The organism is Methylobacterium sp. 1030, from assembly GCF_040544715.1.
GTDB lineage: Bacteria > Pseudomonadota > Alphaproteobacteria > Rhizobiales > Beijerinckiaceae > Methylobacterium.
Genome location: NZ_JBEPKM010000011.1, coordinates 1 through 15276 on the forward strand (window position 1 = coordinate 1; position 15276 = coordinate 15276).

Consider the following 15276-nt stretch of genomic DNA (forward strand, 5'->3'; position numbering starts at 1 on the left):
TCCTCCGGCTTGTGCCCCTTCGTTCCCATCTGTCCGTCCTCGTCCTGGCCCGAAAGCCATACCTCAGGGCGGACCACTTCACTGGGGGCGGATCACTTCATGAAGCTCTCAGCCTTGGCGTTATCGTAGGGATTGCCGCGCCGGCCCATCGAGCCAACAAGCCCGTGCTCGGCCAAGACCTTCCGATAGGCCTCTGCCGCGTACTGACTCCCGCGGCCCGTGTGGCGATGCCCGACCGGGCCTCGGCATCCACGTCCGTTCGCGCCTATCGTGAATTCTGGGGGACGTTCGAACTCGGCGACCTGCCTATGTCGCTGGACCTCGTCGACGGGCTGACCGCCCTTCGGATGCTCAGGCCGTCGATGATGCGCGGGCCGGGAGAGTTTCGTGCCGGCGTCGGTGCGGATGCCGGTCAGGCTTGCGCCTCTCAGGCGTTTGGAATTCACCCGGAGGCCGAAGCTCGCCCGCTTTATCCGACGACAGCAGGGATTTTTGGGATGCCGACTGGGATAAACTCGGATTTATCCGGGAATTCGGCTCATCTAAACCGTTGTTGCCACTCACTTATTTCTCGCGAGAAATAAGTGGTGAAGCTGAGGGGATTCGAACCCTGATCATAAGGACGGATCAATCGGTTCAATCTATTGAGCAACACTTTCCTCTTGGATCTGATCGAAAAAACGAGCTTGATATGCAGCTGTCAGGCATGAGCCGAGCTTCAATTTATCTTTTGATTTCAACTACATAAGTGTTCGCATTTTAATTCGATCTGGCGCACCACTTCCCCCAGGCGTTTCCCGAAAGCATACACGAGCGAGCCGCTGGCCGATGGCCTGTGCCGGCTCGAGCCCGCGTGAGCCCGTCGGCTGAGGCGCGCGGCGACGGGCGCGCTCAGGCGATGGCCAGCACGGCCGCGATCGCCGCCACGCCCACGGCGAGCCAGGCGGCGTAATCGCCGATCAAGCCGCTATGGAGCATTTCCAGCACGCGGGTCGGCGCGGATTGCGTCGCGCTGACCGGCCGGACCACGAACGCGGGCAGATGTCTGCGGAACAGCCCGTATCCCGCGCCGGCCAGAGCGGCGGCGACCGAGGCCCAGGGGAGCCAGCCGGGCCCCTCCGCCAGCGCGTGCACGGTCGGCCGGTGCATGAAGGCCGACGCCGCCCGCGGCAGGGCGTGCTCGATGAGAGCCGCCGGCAGACCGATATCGAGCGCGAGGAGAAGGCAGCACGGCGCCAGCATCAGCCAGAGCGGCCGGTTGGCCTTCTCGCGCTCGTCCGCGCTCGGGGCGCCGGCCTCGTCGCCGGGATCGGGCCCGAGCCCGAGGAAGATCCGGCCCGCGGCCCGCAGCACCGCGGCCCCGGTCAGCGCCGCGCCGATGGCACCGGCCGCCAGCGCCACCCCGTGCCCCTGCTGCCAGAGCGCGCCCTGGACGAGGCGGGTGCCCTGGTCGAGCACACCGAGGGGCAGGCCGCAGAGCAGCAGCCCGGCCAGAGCCATGGCGACGCCGGCGGGCCAGATCCCCCGTCCGAGGCCGCGCAGGGCGATCTCGTCAATGCTGGCCTGGGTGGCGAGCAGGATGCCAGCGATCATGAACAGGGCGCCCTTCACCAGCCCGTGGCCGACCACGTAGACGAGCATCCCGCCGGTCCCGTCGACCGAGAGGGCGCCGAGGCCGGTGAGCATGATGCCGGCGTGCGAGATGGTCGAGAAGGCGAGTAGCCGCTTGAGGTGCCGCTGCAGCAGCGCCATCCAGCCGCCCAGGAGGGCGGTGAAGCTGCCCAGGCCGATGAGGAGCCCCGGCAGGGCGTGCTGGACCTGATCGGAGCCGCCGAACACGACGGCGCTCACCTTCGCGAGCCCGAACAGGCCGAGCGAGACCATCGATCCGGAGAAGATCACCGAGACCGGGCTCGGCGCGACCGCGTGCGCGTCGGCGAGCCAGAACTGGAACGGCACGATCGCGCCCTTGATCATCAGGGCGGCCGCGACGAGGCAGAACGCTCCGGCCACCACCGGATCCCGGCCGCCCCGCGCCACCGCGGCCGCGATGCCCTCGAAGTCGAGCGTGCCAGTCTGGGAGTAGATCAGGCCGATGCCGCCGAGCATCAGGAAGCCCGCGAGGCTGTTCACCACCGTGAAGTTGATGGCGCCCGCCAGCGACGACTCCGCCAGATGGTAGGCCGTGAGCGCGAAGGCCGCGACGCTCATCACCTCGAACCACACGAACAGGTTGAACATGTCGCGGGTGAAGCAGAACCCGACCATGGCGGCCAGGAACAGCAGCATCAGGATGTGGAAGTGGCCGTGGGTGCGGTCGAAGAAGCCCCAGGCGAACACGAAGGTCAGCGCGTAGAGCAGGCCGATGAAGGCCGCGACCCAGCCGCTGGCCTCGTCCACCGAGAAGCCGATACCGAGATGGACGCCGTCGCGCGGCTCCCAGCCGCCGAACCAGTAGACCAGCGGCCCGTCGGCGGCGCGGGTGGCGATGATGCCGCAGAGCACCGCCACGGTGAGCGCCGCCAGCGTCGCCAGGATGTCGGGCAGACGGCCGGGCAGGACTTGCGCGGTCGCCAGCATCGCGGCGCAGACCACGAGCGGGATCGCGACGGGCAGGGGCAGGAGGGCGGCCGGGAAGGCGGTCACGGGGCGTTCCGCTCCGCGTCGCGCACGCGGCTGGACCCGGCGTCGCGCCCGGACTTGCCGCCCGCGCGCATCGGCCGGAGCTTCTCCGGGTCCAGGCTGCCGCCGCGCTTGTAGGCCTGGATGGTGAGGACGAGGAGGAGGGCGGTGAGCGTCGCGCCGACCACGATGTCGGTGAGCACCAGCGCCTGCATCACCGGGTCGACGGCGGGCGTTCCCGGCGGGTGGTCGTAGAAGATCGGCGCGATGCTGCCCCAGCGATAGCCGAGGCCGAGCAGGAGCACGTAGGTCGCCGATTGGCAGACGCCGAGGCAGCCCACGAGGTGGATGAAGTTGCGGCTCGTGGCGATGCCGTAGAGGCCGATCCCGAACAGCCACGCGGCGACCGCGTAGGGCAGGACACTGGTGACCGCGCTCACGCGGATTCCTCCCCCGGCTCCTCGGGCGCGTCGGCCGCGCGGGTCTCCTCCATGAATTCCAGGAAGAGCTGCGTGAAGCCGCCCGTCACCGCCAGGGCGACGCCGAGGTTCTCGACGAGCATCAGGCCGCCCGAGAACAGGTCGCGGAAGGTGCCGAGCGGCAGGATGTTCTGCATGAAAGCGGCGCCGGTGAGCATCGGCGCGAGCCCGCACAGGGCGAAGAGCAGCGCGCCGCCCCCCTCCAGGGCATCGAGCCAGTGACTGCGGATGGCGTCGCGCCAGCCGGCGTAGCCCTCGCCGAGGTAGATGAGGAGGGTGCCCGAGGCGAGGATGACGCCGCCCTGGAAGCCGCCGCCCGGCGTGACGGTCGCGTGCAGCACGACGTAGAGGCCGAACAGCGCGGTGAGCGGGCCGGCGACGCGGCACGCGAGCACGATGGCCTCGGAGCGCGGGAGCACGGCCCGGCCGGGCCGGCGCATGGCGCGCTCGGAGTTGCCCTCACCGCGCCGTCCGCGCAGCAGCACCACCGTTCCGGTGATGGCGGCGAGCAGCATGAATTCCTCGCCGAGGGTGTCGAGGCCGCGCAGGTCGAAGTTGATGGCACTCACCATGTTGGCGACGTGCCGGGCCTCCGGGGTGATCGCGTTGATGCGCGCACCGTACTGGGCGATCGTCGATCCGAAGGGCGGCAGGCCGGCGATCACCGCGGCCGCGCCCGGGAGGAGGACGAGGCCCGCGACGGCCAGGAGCGCGACGCGGGCGCGCGGGCTCACGATTCCTCCTCGGGCGGCTGCGTCCGCACGGCCATCAGGGCCACGAGGAAGAGGAGCGGCACCGCCGCCGAACCGACCGCCAGCTCCGAGAGCGCGACGTCGGGGGCCTGGAGGGCGTCGAACAGGATCGCCAGGACGAGCCCGTTGACCGCGATGGCGAAGACCTGCCGCGCGGGGTCGCGCACGAGGACCACGGCAGTGCCGGAGATCGCGGTGAGCAGGAAGAGCAGCGGCAGGATGACCGTCATGCCGAGCGGCCCTCGCGCATCAGCACGGCCCGGCCCGAGACGTGCGACAGCACCGCCGCCCAGGCGAGGAACACCACCATCATCACCAGGATCTTGAGCGAGCGCCCGGAGACGCCGTCCGCGAGGAAGGCCGCCACCGTCACGAGGATCGCGGCCGCGACGTTCAGGAACGCGACGGCGTGCATCCGGTCGAGCGCCCGGGGCAGGCGCCAGAGGGCAAAGGCTGCGAGCCAAGCGGACCCCACGGCAAGGGCCAGGACCGAGCCGATCGCGACGCTCATATCCAACGCTCCAGGAAGACCGCGAGCAGCATCGTGCCGGGCAGGTTGAGCAGGACCAGGGTGAGGGCGAGATCCGTGATCGACGCCTGATCGGTGGCGAAGGCCATCAGCGTCAGGATCAGGACGGTGACGCTGCCGGCGAGCTGGTAGGCGGCGAAACGCTGGCCGGGTCTGCCCCGCCACGCGAGCACCGCGGCCACGGCGAGCGGCGGCAGCAGCGCCAGGATGGCGACCGTCCAGACGCTCATCGCGCCTCCTCCAGGCCGTGCGTCACCACGGTTCCGTGCGCGCGGTCGAGGGTGAGCACGTAGCTGTCGGGGGCGAGCGACGCGGCCAGAAGCCCGACCGCCCGAGCGGCCGGCGCCGCCTCGCCCTCCGGCGTGGCCCAGGCGATCTCGGCGGCGGTCCGCTCCCGGGTCGCGCCGCCGCCGGCGCGACCGAGGACCGCGCGCAGGAGGTGCAGCCCGACGCGGGCGGTCTGGCGCGGCATGTCGCGGACGGCCGGGCCGAGCGGGTAGAGCGACGCCCGGTCGAAGCGGAAGCGCAGCCCGCCGCGCCGTCCGACGCCCCACCACCAGAGCGTGCCGAGACTGGCGCAGCCGACGGCGGCCATCCCCTCGTTCAGGCTCACCGAGCCGGCGAAGACCATGTAGGTGAGGGCGAGGACGACCCAGATCGCTGCGCCGTCGCGCCGCGAACGCTTCCCGAGCCCGCCGATCGGTCCTGCCTGCGTCGATCCTGCCCGCATCGATCCTGACCGGCGCGCCCCGCGGAAGCGTGACCATGCGCGTGTCCGACCAAACGTGGCCGCGGTCGTCGGCGTTCCCGGAACCCGGAGACACGGTTCCGTGTAGGACGATGAGGAGTGGGAGTGCCCATGAAAGCCGAGATCCTCACTATCCGCTTCGTCCACGAGGGCTGGAGCCGCTTCGGGATCGCGCGGGTGCGCCTCGCCGACGGCGCCGTCGTCGAGCGCGAGATCGAGGACCACGGCAACTCGGTCGGGATCCTGCCCTACGACCCGGAGCGGAAGGTCGCGACGCTCGTGCGCGAGCTGCGGGTTCCGCCGCTGTTCGCGGCCGGCGAGCAGGTCCAGATGGAGGCCCCGGCGGGGCTGATCGACGCCGGCAGCCCGGAGGAGAATGCCCGCCGCGAGGCGCTGGAGGAGGTGGGCCTGCGCCTGCGGGCGCTCGAGTTCGTCGGCGCCACCTATTCCTGCGCCAGCCTGACCACCGAGAAGATCCACCTCTACCTCGCGCCCTACGGCCGGGCGGACCGCGCCGAGGCCGGCGGCGGGGCCGAGGGCGAGCACGAGAACATCCGGGTGGTTGAGATGCCGCTGTCCGAGCTCGCCGCATGCGCCGACCGCGCCGAGATCACCGACCTCAAGACACTGGCCCTGATCCTGGCACTCCGTGCACGCCATTCGGAGCTGTTCGCCCCGTGAGAGGCCGCCGCGCGCTCGGCCGCGCGCTGCTGACCGCGCTGGTGCTGGTCGGCGTCGCGTGGGTCGCCTTCCACCTGCGCTGAGCGGGCCCGAGCGGCCCTCCTCCGGACGGGTCCGGCGCGTCGAAGAACCCGCGCCCCGTCTTGATCGCCGGCCGCGGCGGGCCCATCGTCCTGTCCACACACGGGAGGTCACCGGATGACGCGCGCCTGCATCGTGGGCTGGGCCCACACCCCCTTCGGCAAGCTCGAGGAGCCCGATGTCGAGGGGCTGATCGCCCGGGTCTCTGGGGAGGCGCTGGCCCATGCCGGCGTCGAGGACGCGCAGGTCGACGGCATCTACGTGGGCTCGATGAACACCGGCTTCTCGAAGCAGGGCTTCGAGGGCTCGCTGGTGGCGGTGAACCGGCCGGGCCTCGCCCACGCCTCGGCGACCCACCTGGAGAACGCCTGCGCCACCGGGTCGGCGGCCCTCTACGCGGCCCTCGACTTCGTCGACAGCGGCCGCGGCCGGGTCGCCCTGGTGATCGGCGCCGAGAAGATGACGGCCAAGAGCGTCGCCGAGACCGGCGACATCCTGCTGGGCGCCTCCTACCGGAAGGAGGAGGCCGACATCGAGGGCGGGTTCGCGGGCGTGTTCGGGCGGATCGCGGCGGGCTACTTCCAGCGCTACGGCGACCGCAGCGAGGAGCTGGCCCGCATCGCCGCCAAGAACCACCGCAACGGCGTCGGCAATCCCTACGCGCAGCTGCGCAAGGATCTCGGCTTCGACTTCTGCAACCGGGTCTCGGAGAAGAACCCCTACGTGGCCGCCCCCCTGCGGCGCACAGACTGCTCGCTGATCTCGGACGGGGCGGCGGCGCTTGTGGTGGCCGATGCCGAGACCGCCGAGGGCCTGGAGCGGGCGATCGGCTTCCGCGCGCGCGCGCACGTCAATGACATTCTCCCCCTGTCCCGCCGCGACCCGGTGGAGTTCAAGGGCGCGCGAATGGCCTGGGAGAGGGCGCGGGCCCAGGCCGGGATCGCCAACGAGGACCTCTCCTTCGTGGAGACCCACGACTGCTTCACGATCGCCGAGCTGATCGAGTACGAGGCGATGGGCCTCGCCGCCCCGGGCGAGGGTTTTCGCGTGGTGCGCGAGGGGCTCGCCGAGAAGGGGGGCCGGCTGCCGATCAACCCGTCCGGCGGGTTGAAGGCCAAGGGTCATCCTGTGGGGGCGACCGGCGTGTCGATGCACGTCATGGCCTGCCTCCAGCTCATGGGCGAGGCCGGTGAGATGCAGGTGCCCGGGGCGGAGCTCGCCGGGATCTTCAACATGGGCGGCGCGGCGGTCGCCAACTACGTGTCGATCCTGGAGCGGCGGCGCTGAGGCCGTCCCGGTTGCGGCCAATCCCTGCCAGCCGTGGCCGTCCTCGCGGGCGGCGCGAAGCAATCCAGCGGCGCCACGATCGTCGAGATCGCGCCGCTCTGGGTCGCTTCGCCGCGCTCGCGATGACGGACTAGAGGAGGCGATCCAGCGCCTGCTGGAGATCGGCGATGAGGTCGGCCTCGTTCTCCAGCCCGATCGACAACCGCACGGTCTCGGGCCCGACCTGCGCGGCGGCCTTCTCGTGCTCCGGCAGTTGCCGGTGGGTGGTCGAGGACGGGTGGATCGCCAGCGACTTGATCTCGCCGATGTTCACCAAGTGGGAGATCAGCTCCAGGCCGGCGATGAACCGCAGCGCCGCCGGCTCGCCGCCCTTCAGCGCGAAGGTGAAGATCGAGCCCGGCCCGTCCGGGGTGTAGCGGCGGGCGAGGTCCTCGCCGGTCTGGCCCGGCAACATCGGGTAGCTCACCCAGGCCACGGCCGGGTGATCCTTCAGGAAGGCCGCCACCGCCCGGGCGTTGGCGCAGTGCCGCTCCATGCGCAGCGGCAGGGTCTCGATCCCCATGAGCGTCAGGAACGCGTTCATCGGCGACAGGCCGGGCCCGAGGTCCCGCAGGCCGAAGAACCGGCACGCCGCCGCGAAGGGGGTCGCCGGGAAGGCCTCGGTGAGCACCAGCCCGTCATAGTCCGGCCAGGGCTCGGTGATCAGGTTGTAGCCGCCGACCTTCGCCCAGTCGAAGCGGCCGGCGTCGCAGATCACGCCGCCGATGGTCTGGCCGGAGCCGCTCAGGAACTTCGAGGTGGAGTGCCAGACGATGTCGGCGCCGTGCTCGATCGGCCGGATCAGGGCCGGCGAGGCGAGGGTGTTGTCGACGACGAGCGGCAGGTTGTGGCGGCGGGCCACCGCGGCGATGCCGTCGAGGTCCACCACCGACGCGCAGGGGTTCACGATCGATTCGCAGAAGATGGCCCGGCAGTCCGGGGTGATCGCCGCCTCGAAATCCTCCGGGGCCATACCGCGCGCGAAGCGCGGCTTCAGGTCGTAGCGCCCGTCAAGCCGGCGCATCAGGCCGAGCGACCCGCCGAACAGGCGCGGCGACGCGACGTAGGCGTCGCCGCTCTTCAACAGCGTCATCAGAATGAGCTGCATGGCCGACTGTCCGGAGGACACCGCCACACCCGCCTTCGCGCCTTCCAGATCGGCGATCCGGCGCTCCAGCGCGGCGACCGTCGGGTTGGATCCGCGCGAGTAGGAGAAGCCGGTCCGGCGGCCCGCGAAGATGTCGGCGGCCTGCTCGGTCGAGTCGAAGACGAAGCCGTTGGTGAAGTAGATCGGCTGGACCCGGGCGCCCGTGGCAGGATCGGGCGCCGCGCCGGCGTGTATGGCCCGGGTCGCGAAGCGGTGCGGTCGATTCTTGTCCGTCATGGCTCTCGGTCGGGTGTTCAGGGCCCGGACCGGGTGTCAGCCCGAGCGGATCCGTGCGTCAAGCCGCGCGGCGGATGAAGGCCTGCAGGGTCCGGACCAGGGTGGTCGGCTCGTAGGGCTTCGGGATGAACCGGGCGCCCTCCGGCATGTCGTTGGGACCGGGCGTGCCCATGCCCGACACCACCAGCACGGGTATCGAGGGCCAGCGATGCGCGACGAGGCGGGCCAGGGCGAAGCCGTCCATCGACCCCTGCGGCATGTCGACGTCGGTCATCAGGACCCCGACGTCGTCGCGGTTCTCCAGAACCTTCAGCGCCTTGTCGGCATGCGTCGCCTCGACGACGGTGAAGCCCGCATCCGCGAGGGTGTCCGAGGCCTCCATCAGAAGGAGGCCGTCATCTTCCACGAGGAGAACGACGGGATGGTCGGACGGGCTATCTGACATCAGACCTGCGAAGGTGCGTCTCAATTCCGAAACCCGCGCCCTATTCCTCCGGGGCTCCCCCCGTCAAGGCGCGGGGCCGGATCCGTCAGGCCGCCTCCTCGCGCTTGCCGAGGCGCTTGTCGAGGTAGGTGTCGACCGTCTGGGTCAGTTCCTCGACCTTGCCGTCGAAGAAATGGTTGGCCCCCTCGACCATCTGGTGCTCGATGATGACGCCCTTCTGGGTCTTCACCTTCTCGATCACCGGCATGACCTCGCGGGCGGGCGCGACCCGGTCCTCGGAGCCGTGCACGAACAGGCCGGAGGAGGGGCAGGGGGCCAGGAAGGTGAAGTCGTAGCGGTTCGCCATGGCGGCGATGGAGATGAAGCCTTCGATCTCGGGGCGGCGCATCAGGAGCTGCATGCCGATCCACGAGCCGAAGGACACGCCCGCGATCCAGCAGGACTTCGCCTCCGGGTTGACCGACTGAACCCAGTCGAGGGCGGCCGCAGCGTCCGACAGCTCGCCCGAGCCGTGGTCGAACGAGCCCTGGCTGCGCCCGACTCCGCGGAAATTGAAGCGCAGGGCCGCGAAACCGCGATTGGCGAACGTGTAAAACAGGTTGTACACGATCTGATTGTTCATCGTGCCCCCGAACTGGGGGTGCGGGTGCAGGATGATGGCGATCGGCGCGCCGCGCTTCTTGGGGGCTTGGTAACGGCCTTCCAGGCGGCCGGCCGGGCCGGTGAAGATCACTTCGGGCATCGCTCGTCTCTCGCTCCGGAGATCGCCCGCCGGGCGATTGGCCCGGCGGCGCAGCAGCCTTGACTCGTCGCGCGCGCACCATAAAAGCAGTCTTAGAACAGTTCTAGGCGATTAGAACTATTCTAAACAACCCGTCCGAAGCACCGCGTTGGCTGCCACGCCGACCGTGCCGGGTCGGCGGGATCTCATTGTCTCGGCGCGCCTTAGCACGGCGAGCCGGCGCGCGGGCAAGGAATTGTGACGCGCCGCAGCAGAGGGCTTAACGGAACGCGGATGAGCCGGGCACGCGCCTATCTCGACTACAACGCCACGGCGCCGGTCCGCCCGGACGTCGCGGAGGCGGTCGCGCGCGCGCTCACGCTCCCCGGGAACCCGTCCTCGATCCACGCGGAGGGACGGGCGGCCCGGGCCGCCCTCGAAGCGGCCCGCACCCAGGTGGCGGCGCTCGTGAACGCCCGGCCCGAGCAGGTCGTCTTCACCAGCGGCGGGACCGAGGCGGCGAACGCGGTCCTGTCCGGCGCCCTCCGTCGCGGCGGCGCGGCGGCCCCGTCGCGACTGCTCTACTCCGCCACGGAACATCCCTGCGTCGCCGCCGGTCACCGGTTCCCGGACGCGGCCGTCGAGGAAGTCCCGGTCACCGCCGACGGCGTGGTCGATCTCGTCGCCCTGGAGGCGCGCCTGGGTGCTCTCGCCGACGAGACCCTGCTCCTCTCGGTCCACGCCGCCAACAACGAGACAGGCGCGGTGCAGCCGCTGGCCGAGATCGTCGGCCTGGCGCGGGCGCACGGCCGGACCCTGGTCCACAGCGACGCCGTGCAGGCCGTCGGCAAGATCCCACTCGACATGGCGGCGCTCGGCCTCGATGCGCTGACCCTCTCGGGCCACAAGTTCGCGGCGCCCAAGGGGGTCGGCGCGCTGGTCCTGGCCGAGGGCGTCAGCCTGGAGAGCGCCTTCCTGCGCGGGGGCGGCCAGGAGCGGCGGCTGCGCTGCGGCACCGAGTGCCTGCCGGCCATCGTCGGCATGGGCGAGGCTGCCCGGATCGCCCGCGCGGCGCTCGACGCGGAGGCCGCGCGCCTCTCCGCCCTCCGGGACCGGATCGAGGCCGGCGTGCGCACCATGGCGCCCGACGCGGTGGTGTTCGCCGCTGGGGCGCCGCGCCTGCCCAACACCCTGAGCTTCTCGGTCCCGGGGCTCGACGCGCCCTCGGCCCTGATCGCCCTCGACCTCGCCGGCGTGGCGGTGTCGTCGGGCTCGGCCTGCTCGTCGGGCAAGGTCGCGCGCTCGGCGACGCTCGCCGCGATGGGCGTCGGTTCCGACCTCGCCGGGGGGGCGCTGCGCGTCAGCCTCGGCTGGAACACGGTGGACGAGGAGGTGGCATGCTTCCTCGACGCCTTCGAACGGGTCGTGGAGACCCTATATAGACGGCGAGGCCAGGCGGCCTGAGCGCCGCCCCCCCGCTTTCCGACAGTCGCTTCCCGGCCCTTGACGCCGGAGATGCCTAGGAGACGCTGATGCCTGCTGTGCAGGAAACCATCGACCGGGTCCGCTCGATCGACCTCGACCAATACAAGTACGGGTTCGAGACCACGATCGAGATGGAGAAGTCCGAGAAGGGCATCTCCGAGGACGTCGTCCGCTTCATCTCGGCCAAGAAGAACGAGCCCGCGTGGCTGCTGGAGTGGCGCCTCGACGCCTACCGGCGCTGGCTCACCATGAAGGAGCCGGAGTGGGCCCGCGTCTCCTACGACAAGGTCGACTACAACGACATCTACTACTACGCGGCGCCCAAGCGCCCGGCGGCGCTGTCGCTCGACGAGATCGACCCCGAGATCCTCAAGACCTACGAGAAGCTCGGCATCCCGCTGCGCGAGGTCGAGGTGCTGGAGGGCATCGCCCCCGAGCGCCGCGTCGCGGTCGACGCCGTGTTCGACTCGGTCTCGGTGGCCACCACCTTCAAGAAGGAGCTGTCGAAGGCCGGCGTGATCTTCATGCCGATCTCCGAGGCCGTGCAGGAATATCCCGAGCTGGTGCAGAAGTACCTGGGTTCGGTGGTGCCGGCGACCGACAACTTCTTCGCGACGCTGAACTCGGCCGTCTTCTCCGACGGGTCGTTCGTCTACATCCCGCCGGGCGTGCGCTGCCCGATGGAGCTGTCGACCTACTTCCGCATCAACGAGCGCGACACCGGCCAGTTCGAGCGCACGCTGATCATCGCCGACAAGGGCTCCTACGTCTCGTATCTCGAGGGCTGCACCGCCCCGAAGCGCGACGACAACCAGCTCCACGCCGCGGTGGTCGAGCTCGTCGCCCTGGATGATGCCGAGATCAAGTACTCGACCGTTCAGAACTGGTACCCGGGCGACAACGAGGGCAAGGGCGGCATCTACAACTTCGTGACGAAGCGCGGCGACTGCCGCGGCGCCCGCTCGAAGATCTCGTGGACCCAGGTCGAGACCGGCTCGGCGATCACCTGGAAGTACCCGTCCTGCATCCTGCGCGGCGACGATTCCCGCGGCGAGTTCTACTCGATCGCGGTGTCGAACGGCATGCAGCAGGTCGATTCCGGCACCAAGATGATCCATCTCGGCAAGAACACGACGAGCCGGATCATCTCGAAGGGCATCTCGGCCGGCCGGTCGCAGAACACCTACCGGGGCCTCGTCTCGGCGCACCGGAAGGCCAAGGGCGCGCGCAACTTCACGAACTGCGACTCCCTGCTGATCGGCGACCAGTGCGGCGCGCACACCGTGCCCTACATCGAGTCGAAGAACGCCTCGGCCGTCTTCGAGCACGAGGCGACGACCTCGAAGATCTCCGAGGAGCAGAAGTTCTACTGCCAGCAGCGCGGCCTCTCCGAGGAGGAGGCGACCGCACTCATCGTCAACGGCTTCGTCCGGGACGTGCTGCAGCAGCTGCCCATGGAGTTCGCCGTCGAGGCCCAGAAGCTGATCTCGATCAGCCTGGAAGGCTCGGTGGGCTGACCGCCTGGGCGGTTACGACGACGACGTGCTGCGGGCGGCCCATCGGCACAGCGCGCGGCACGCCGACGAGGTCCGGAGCAGCGTCCTGTGCGGGTGCTTCTTCTGCCTCGAGGTTTTCGCGCCGGACGAGATCGCGGGCTGGATCGCCGATGAGGGCACCGCCCTCTGTCCCCGGTGCGGCATCGACGCGGTGATCGGCGACCTCTCCGGCTACCCGGTCGGGAGCGCCGCGTTCCTGCGGGCGATGCGGGACGAATGGTTTTGAAGGACTTGGACTGACATGCTGGAAATCAAGAACCTCGTCGTGCAGATCGAGGACAACCGCATCCTGAACGGCCTCAACCTGACCGTGAACGACGGCGAGGTCGCGGCGATCATGGGCCCGAACGGCTCGGGCAAGTCGACCCTCTCCTACGTCATCGCCGGCAAGGAGGATTACGAGGTTCTCGACGGCGAGATCCTGCTCGACGGGCAAAACGTTCTGGAGATGGCCGCCGACGAGCGCGCCGCGGCCGGCATCTTCCTGGCCTTCCAGTACCCGCTTGAGATCCCCGGCGTCGGCACCATGACCTTCCTCAAGGCCTGCCTGAACGCGCAGCGCAAGGCGCGCGGCGAGGCCGAGCTGTCGACCCCGGACTTCATCCGCGCGGTGAACGGCGCGGCCGACAAGCTCGAGATCAACAAGGAGATGCTCAAGCGCGCCCTCAACGTCGGCTTCTCCGGCGGCGAGAAGAAGCGCATGGAGATCCTCCAGATGGCGCTGCTGCAGCCGAAGTTCTGCGTGCTCGATGAGACCGATTCCGGCCTCGACATCGACGCCCTGCGGATCGTCTCCGAGGGCGTGAACGCGCTCCGCGACCAGGGCCGCTCGTTCCTGGTGATCACCCACTACCAGCGCCTGCTCAACCACATCGTGCCCGACACCGTGCACGTCATGTCGAAGGGTCAGATCGTGAAGACCGGCGGCAAGGAGCTCGCCCTCGAGCTCGAGGCCTCCGGCTACGCCGAGTACCGCACCGGGGAGGCGGCCTGAGCCATGGCCGACGTCACGAACCTCCGCTCCCCCGCCGAGGCCGGCCTGTCGAAGCTGTTCGAGTCGGCCCGCCAGAGCTTCGCCAGCGAGAAGGCGATCGCCCGCGAGGAGGCGTTCCGCTTCTTCGAGGCGACCGGCCTGCCGAGCCGGCGGGTCGAGGCCTTCAAGTACACGGACCTGCGCGCCGCCATCACGGAGGCCGCGCCCCCGGCCGAGGCGCCGAGCCTCGACGTCGCCCAGGCGGCCGTCGCCGGGGCGAAGGGCTTCGCCGGCATCGAGGCCGCGCGCCTGACCTTCGTGAACGGCCATCTCGTCCGCGAGCTGTCGGATCTCGACCGGATCCCCGAGGGGGTCACGGTCGTCCCGATGTCCGAGGCGCTGACCGAGGCGCATGTCGACCTGAAGCAGCTCGCCCCGGTGGCGCAGGCCCGGGAGAACCCGGTCTACCAGCTCAACACCGCCTTCCTGGCGGACGGCGCGCTGATCAAGGTCTCGCCCGGGGCGAAGCCGGCGCGGCCGCTGCACCTGCGCTTCGTGGGCGCCGGGAACACGCCGTTCTCGACGGCGACCCGCGTGCTCGTCCAGATCGGCGAGGGCGCGGAGTTCGGTCTCCTGGAGAGCCACGAGGGCCCGGACGGGCTCACCTGCCAGCCTAACGACGCCCTCGACGTGGTGGTCGGCCCCAAGGCCGCCTTCCGGCACACCCGCCTGAACAAGCAGGGCGACGCCGCCATCGCGCTCTCGACCCTGTCGCTCAAGGTCGAGGCCGAGGGTCAGGTCGAGACCGTGAACCTCGTGACCGGAGCGGTCCTGTCGCGCCACCAGATCTTCGTCCACGTCGCGGGCGACGACACCAACGTCGTGGTCAACGGCGCCGCCATGCTGCGCAAGGGCCAGCTCGCCGACTCGACGCTGCTCGCCGACCATGCCGCGGTCGGCGGCGTCGGCCGCGAGCAGTTCAAGTGGATCATCGACGGCGACGCCACCGGCGTGTTCCAGGGCAAGATCATCGTCCGTCAGGCCGCCCAGCAGACCGACGGCAAGATGAAGTCCGACTGCCTCCTCCTCACCGACGAGGGGCAGATGATGAACAAGCCGGAGCTGGAGATCTTCGCCGACGACGTGGCCTGCGGCCACGGGGCCACCTGCGGCGCCCCGGACGAGGATCTGCTGTTCTACCTGATGGCCCGCGGCCTTCCGCGCGCGACCGCCGAGAGCCTGCTCGTGCAGGCCTTCGTGGGCGAGGCCGTGGAGGCGGTCACGCACGAGGGCGCCCGCGCGGCGCTGATCGGCGAGATCGAGGCCTGGCTGAAGGCGCGCGGCTGATCGTCCCGGCCGGTTCCGCTCCGCGGACCGGCCCTTCTCGAGACCTGATCCCGTCCTGAGGTCACCGCGGCAGCGGGCCCTACAGGCGGGATCCGGGGATCGCAACGCTAGCTGGAGGCCTCCTTCGAGGCCTCCGCTTCGCTCCGG

General features: G+C 70.2%; 17 protein-coding genes and 1 pseudogene. 7 read left to right on the forward strand and 11 right to left on the reverse strand.

Annotated features, from left to right (window positions below):
- Positions 1-101: 101 nt before the first annotated feature.
- The 8 genes and pseudogenes from ABIC30_RS16915 to ABIC30_RS16950 form a co-directional block, all read right to left on the reverse strand.
- Positions 102-224, reverse strand: a pseudogene (locus tag ABIC30_RS16915) (IS3 family transposase); the annotation flags it as partial.
- 667 nt (positions 225-891) lie between these two features.
- Positions 892-2646 (reverse strand): complex I subunit 5 family protein, encoded by a 1755-nt coding sequence (locus ABIC30_RS16920; protein WP_354455796.1) that lies wholly within the window; start codon positions 2644-2646, stop codon positions 892-894.
- Complete coding sequence (locus ABIC30_RS16925; protein WP_331326342.1) at positions 2643-3062, reverse strand: sodium:proton antiporter; 420 nt, start codon at positions 3060-3062, stop codon at positions 2643-2645. Before ABIC30_RS16925 ends, ABIC30_RS16920 begins: the two co-directional genes overlap by 4 nt.
- Positions 3059-3835 (reverse strand): MnhB domain-containing protein, encoded by a 777-nt coding sequence (locus tag ABIC30_RS16930; protein ID WP_331326341.1) that lies wholly within the window; start codon positions 3833-3835, stop codon positions 3059-3061. Before ABIC30_RS16930 ends, ABIC30_RS16925 begins: the two co-directional genes overlap by 4 nt.
- Positions 3832-4083 (reverse strand): Na(+)/H(+) antiporter subunit B, encoded by a 252-nt coding sequence (locus ABIC30_RS16935; RefSeq protein ID WP_091976998.1) that lies wholly within the window; start codon positions 4081-4083, stop codon positions 3832-3834. Before ABIC30_RS16935 ends, ABIC30_RS16930 begins: the two co-directional genes overlap by 4 nt.
- Complete coding sequence (locus ABIC30_RS16940; protein WP_331326339.1) at positions 4080-4364, reverse strand: monovalent cation/H(+) antiporter subunit G; 285 nt, start codon at positions 4362-4364, stop codon at positions 4080-4082. Before ABIC30_RS16940 ends, ABIC30_RS16935 begins: the two co-directional genes overlap by 4 nt.
- Entirely contained in the window at positions 4361-4612 is a 252-nt protein-coding gene (locus tag ABIC30_RS16945; RefSeq protein ID WP_020093421.1) for a monovalent cation/H+ antiporter complex subunit F, read from the reverse strand. The genes ABIC30_RS16940 and ABIC30_RS16945 overlap by 4 nt, the downstream gene beginning before the upstream one ends.
- Entirely contained in the window at positions 4609-5112 is a 504-nt protein-coding gene (locus tag ABIC30_RS16950; protein ID WP_091976995.1) for a hypothetical protein, read from the reverse strand. Before ABIC30_RS16950 ends, ABIC30_RS16945 begins: the two co-directional genes overlap by 4 nt.
- A 129-nt stretch (positions 5113-5241) precedes the next feature.
- Here ABIC30_RS16950 and ABIC30_RS16955 point away from each other — a divergent pair, with 129 nt between their 5' ends.
- Positions 5242-5811 carry an NUDIX domain-containing protein gene (locus ABIC30_RS16955; protein ID WP_331326337.1) on the forward strand — a complete coding sequence of 190 codons (570 nt, stop codon included), beginning with the start codon at positions 5242-5244 and terminating at the stop codon, positions 5809-5811.
- 198 nt (positions 5812-6009) lie between these two features.
- Positions 6010-7179 carry an acetyl-CoA acetyltransferase gene (locus ABIC30_RS16960; RefSeq protein WP_354455799.1) on the forward strand — a complete coding sequence of 390 codons (1170 nt, stop codon included), beginning with the start codon at positions 6010-6012 and terminating at the stop codon, positions 7177-7179.
- Between the two features lie 130 nt (positions 7180-7309).
- On the opposite strand, the gene ABIC30_RS16965 is transcribed toward ABIC30_RS16960, so the two are convergent.
- From ABIC30_RS16965 to ABIC30_RS16975, 3 genes are all read right to left on the reverse strand, one after another.
- Positions 7310-8602 (reverse strand): O-acetylhomoserine aminocarboxypropyltransferase/cysteine synthase family protein, encoded by a 1293-nt coding sequence (locus ABIC30_RS16965; RefSeq protein ID WP_331326335.1) that lies wholly within the window; start codon positions 8600-8602, stop codon positions 7310-7312.
- Between the two features lie 58 nt (positions 8603-8660).
- Positions 8661-9047: a response regulator gene (locus ABIC30_RS16970; RefSeq protein WP_026604970.1), complete on the reverse strand. Its 387-nt coding sequence runs from the start codon at positions 9045-9047 to the stop codon at positions 8661-8663.
- An 85-nt stretch (positions 9048-9132) separates the two neighbouring features.
- Positions 9133-9789 (reverse strand): alpha/beta hydrolase, encoded by a 657-nt coding sequence (locus tag ABIC30_RS16975; protein WP_010686946.1) that lies wholly within the window; start codon positions 9787-9789, stop codon positions 9133-9135.
- Between the two features lie 273 nt (positions 9790-10062).
- On the opposite strand from ABIC30_RS16975, the gene ABIC30_RS16980 reads away from it, so the two are divergent.
- The 5 genes from ABIC30_RS16980 (at position 10063) to ABIC30_RS17000 (ending at position 15129) form a co-directional block, all read left to right on the forward strand.
- Complete coding sequence (locus ABIC30_RS16980; RefSeq protein ID WP_354455802.1) at positions 10063-11232, forward strand: cysteine desulfurase family protein; 1170 nt, start codon at positions 10063-10065, stop codon at positions 11230-11232.
- Positions 11233-11300: 68 nt separating this feature from the next.
- Positions 11301-12770, forward strand: coding sequence for a Fe-S cluster assembly protein SufB (gene sufB / locus ABIC30_RS16985; RefSeq protein WP_103985353.1), 1470 nt, complete (start codon positions 11301-11303; stop codon positions 12768-12770).
- Positions 12771-12795: 25 nt separating this feature from the next.
- Complete coding sequence (locus ABIC30_RS16990; protein ID WP_354455804.1) at positions 12796-13035, forward strand: cytoplasmic protein; 240 nt, start codon at positions 12796-12798, stop codon at positions 13033-13035.
- A gap of 15 nt (positions 13036-13050) precedes the next feature.
- Positions 13051-13803 (forward strand): Fe-S cluster assembly ATPase SufC, encoded by a 753-nt coding sequence (gene sufC, locus ABIC30_RS16995; protein ID WP_020093412.1) that lies wholly within the window; start codon positions 13051-13053, stop codon positions 13801-13803.
- Between the two features lie 3 nt (positions 13804-13806).
- Positions 13807-15129, forward strand: coding sequence for a SufB/SufD family protein (locus tag ABIC30_RS17000; protein ID WP_354455806.1), 1323 nt, complete (start codon positions 13807-13809; stop codon positions 15127-15129).
- Positions 15130-15276: the final 147 nt, after the last annotated feature.

What these genes read in the sequence shown, in the direction of transcription:
- ABIC30_RS16955 (WP_331326337.1), top strand. Translation starts at nt 5,242, where the DNA reads ATGAAAGCCGAGATCCTCACTATCCGCTTCGTCCACGAGGGCTGGAGC.
- ABIC30_RS16945 (WP_020093421.1), bottom strand. Translation starts at nt 4,612, where the DNA reads ATGAGCGTCTGGACGGTCGCCATCCTGGCGCTGCTGCCGCCGCTCGCC.
- ABIC30_RS16960 (WP_354455799.1), top strand. Translation starts at nt 6,010, where the DNA reads ATGACGCGCGCCTGCATCGTGGGCTGGGCCCACACCCCCTTCGGCAAG.
- ABIC30_RS16950 (WP_091976995.1), bottom strand. Translation starts at nt 5,112, where the DNA reads ATGCGGGCAGGATCGACGCAGGCAGGACCGATCGGCGGGCTCGGGAAG.
- ABIC30_RS16935 (WP_091976998.1), bottom strand. Translation starts at nt 4,083, where the DNA reads ATGACGGTCATCCTGCCGCTGCTCTTCCTGCTCACCGCGATCTCCGGC.
- sufC (WP_020093412.1), top strand. Translation starts at nt 13,051, where the DNA reads ATGCTGGAAATCAAGAACCTCGTCGTGCAGATCGAGGACAACCGCATC.
- ABIC30_RS16970 (WP_026604970.1), bottom strand. Translation starts at nt 9,047, where the DNA reads ATGTCAGATAGCCCGTCCGACCATCCCGTCGTTCTCCTCGTGGAAGAT.
- ABIC30_RS16980 (WP_354455802.1), top strand. Translation starts at nt 10,063, where the DNA reads ATGAGCCGGGCACGCGCCTATCTCGACTACAACGCCACGGCGCCGGTC.
- sufB (WP_103985353.1), top strand. Translation starts at nt 11,301, where the DNA reads ATGCCTGCTGTGCAGGAAACCATCGACCGGGTCCGCTCGATCGACCTC.
- ABIC30_RS16965 (WP_331326335.1), bottom strand. Translation starts at nt 8,602, where the DNA reads ATGACGGACAAGAATCGACCGCACCGCTTCGCGACCCGGGCCATACAC.
- ABIC30_RS17000 (WP_354455806.1), top strand. Translation starts at nt 13,807, where the DNA reads ATGGCCGACGTCACGAACCTCCGCTCCCCCGCCGAGGCCGGCCTGTCG.
- ABIC30_RS16975 (WP_010686946.1), bottom strand. Translation starts at nt 9,789, where the DNA reads ATGCCCGAAGTGATCTTCACCGGCCCGGCCGGCCGCCTGGAAGGCCGT.
- ABIC30_RS16940 (WP_331326339.1), bottom strand. Translation starts at nt 4,364, where the DNA reads ATGAGCGTCGCGATCGGCTCGGTCCTGGCCCTTGCCGTGGGGTCCGCT.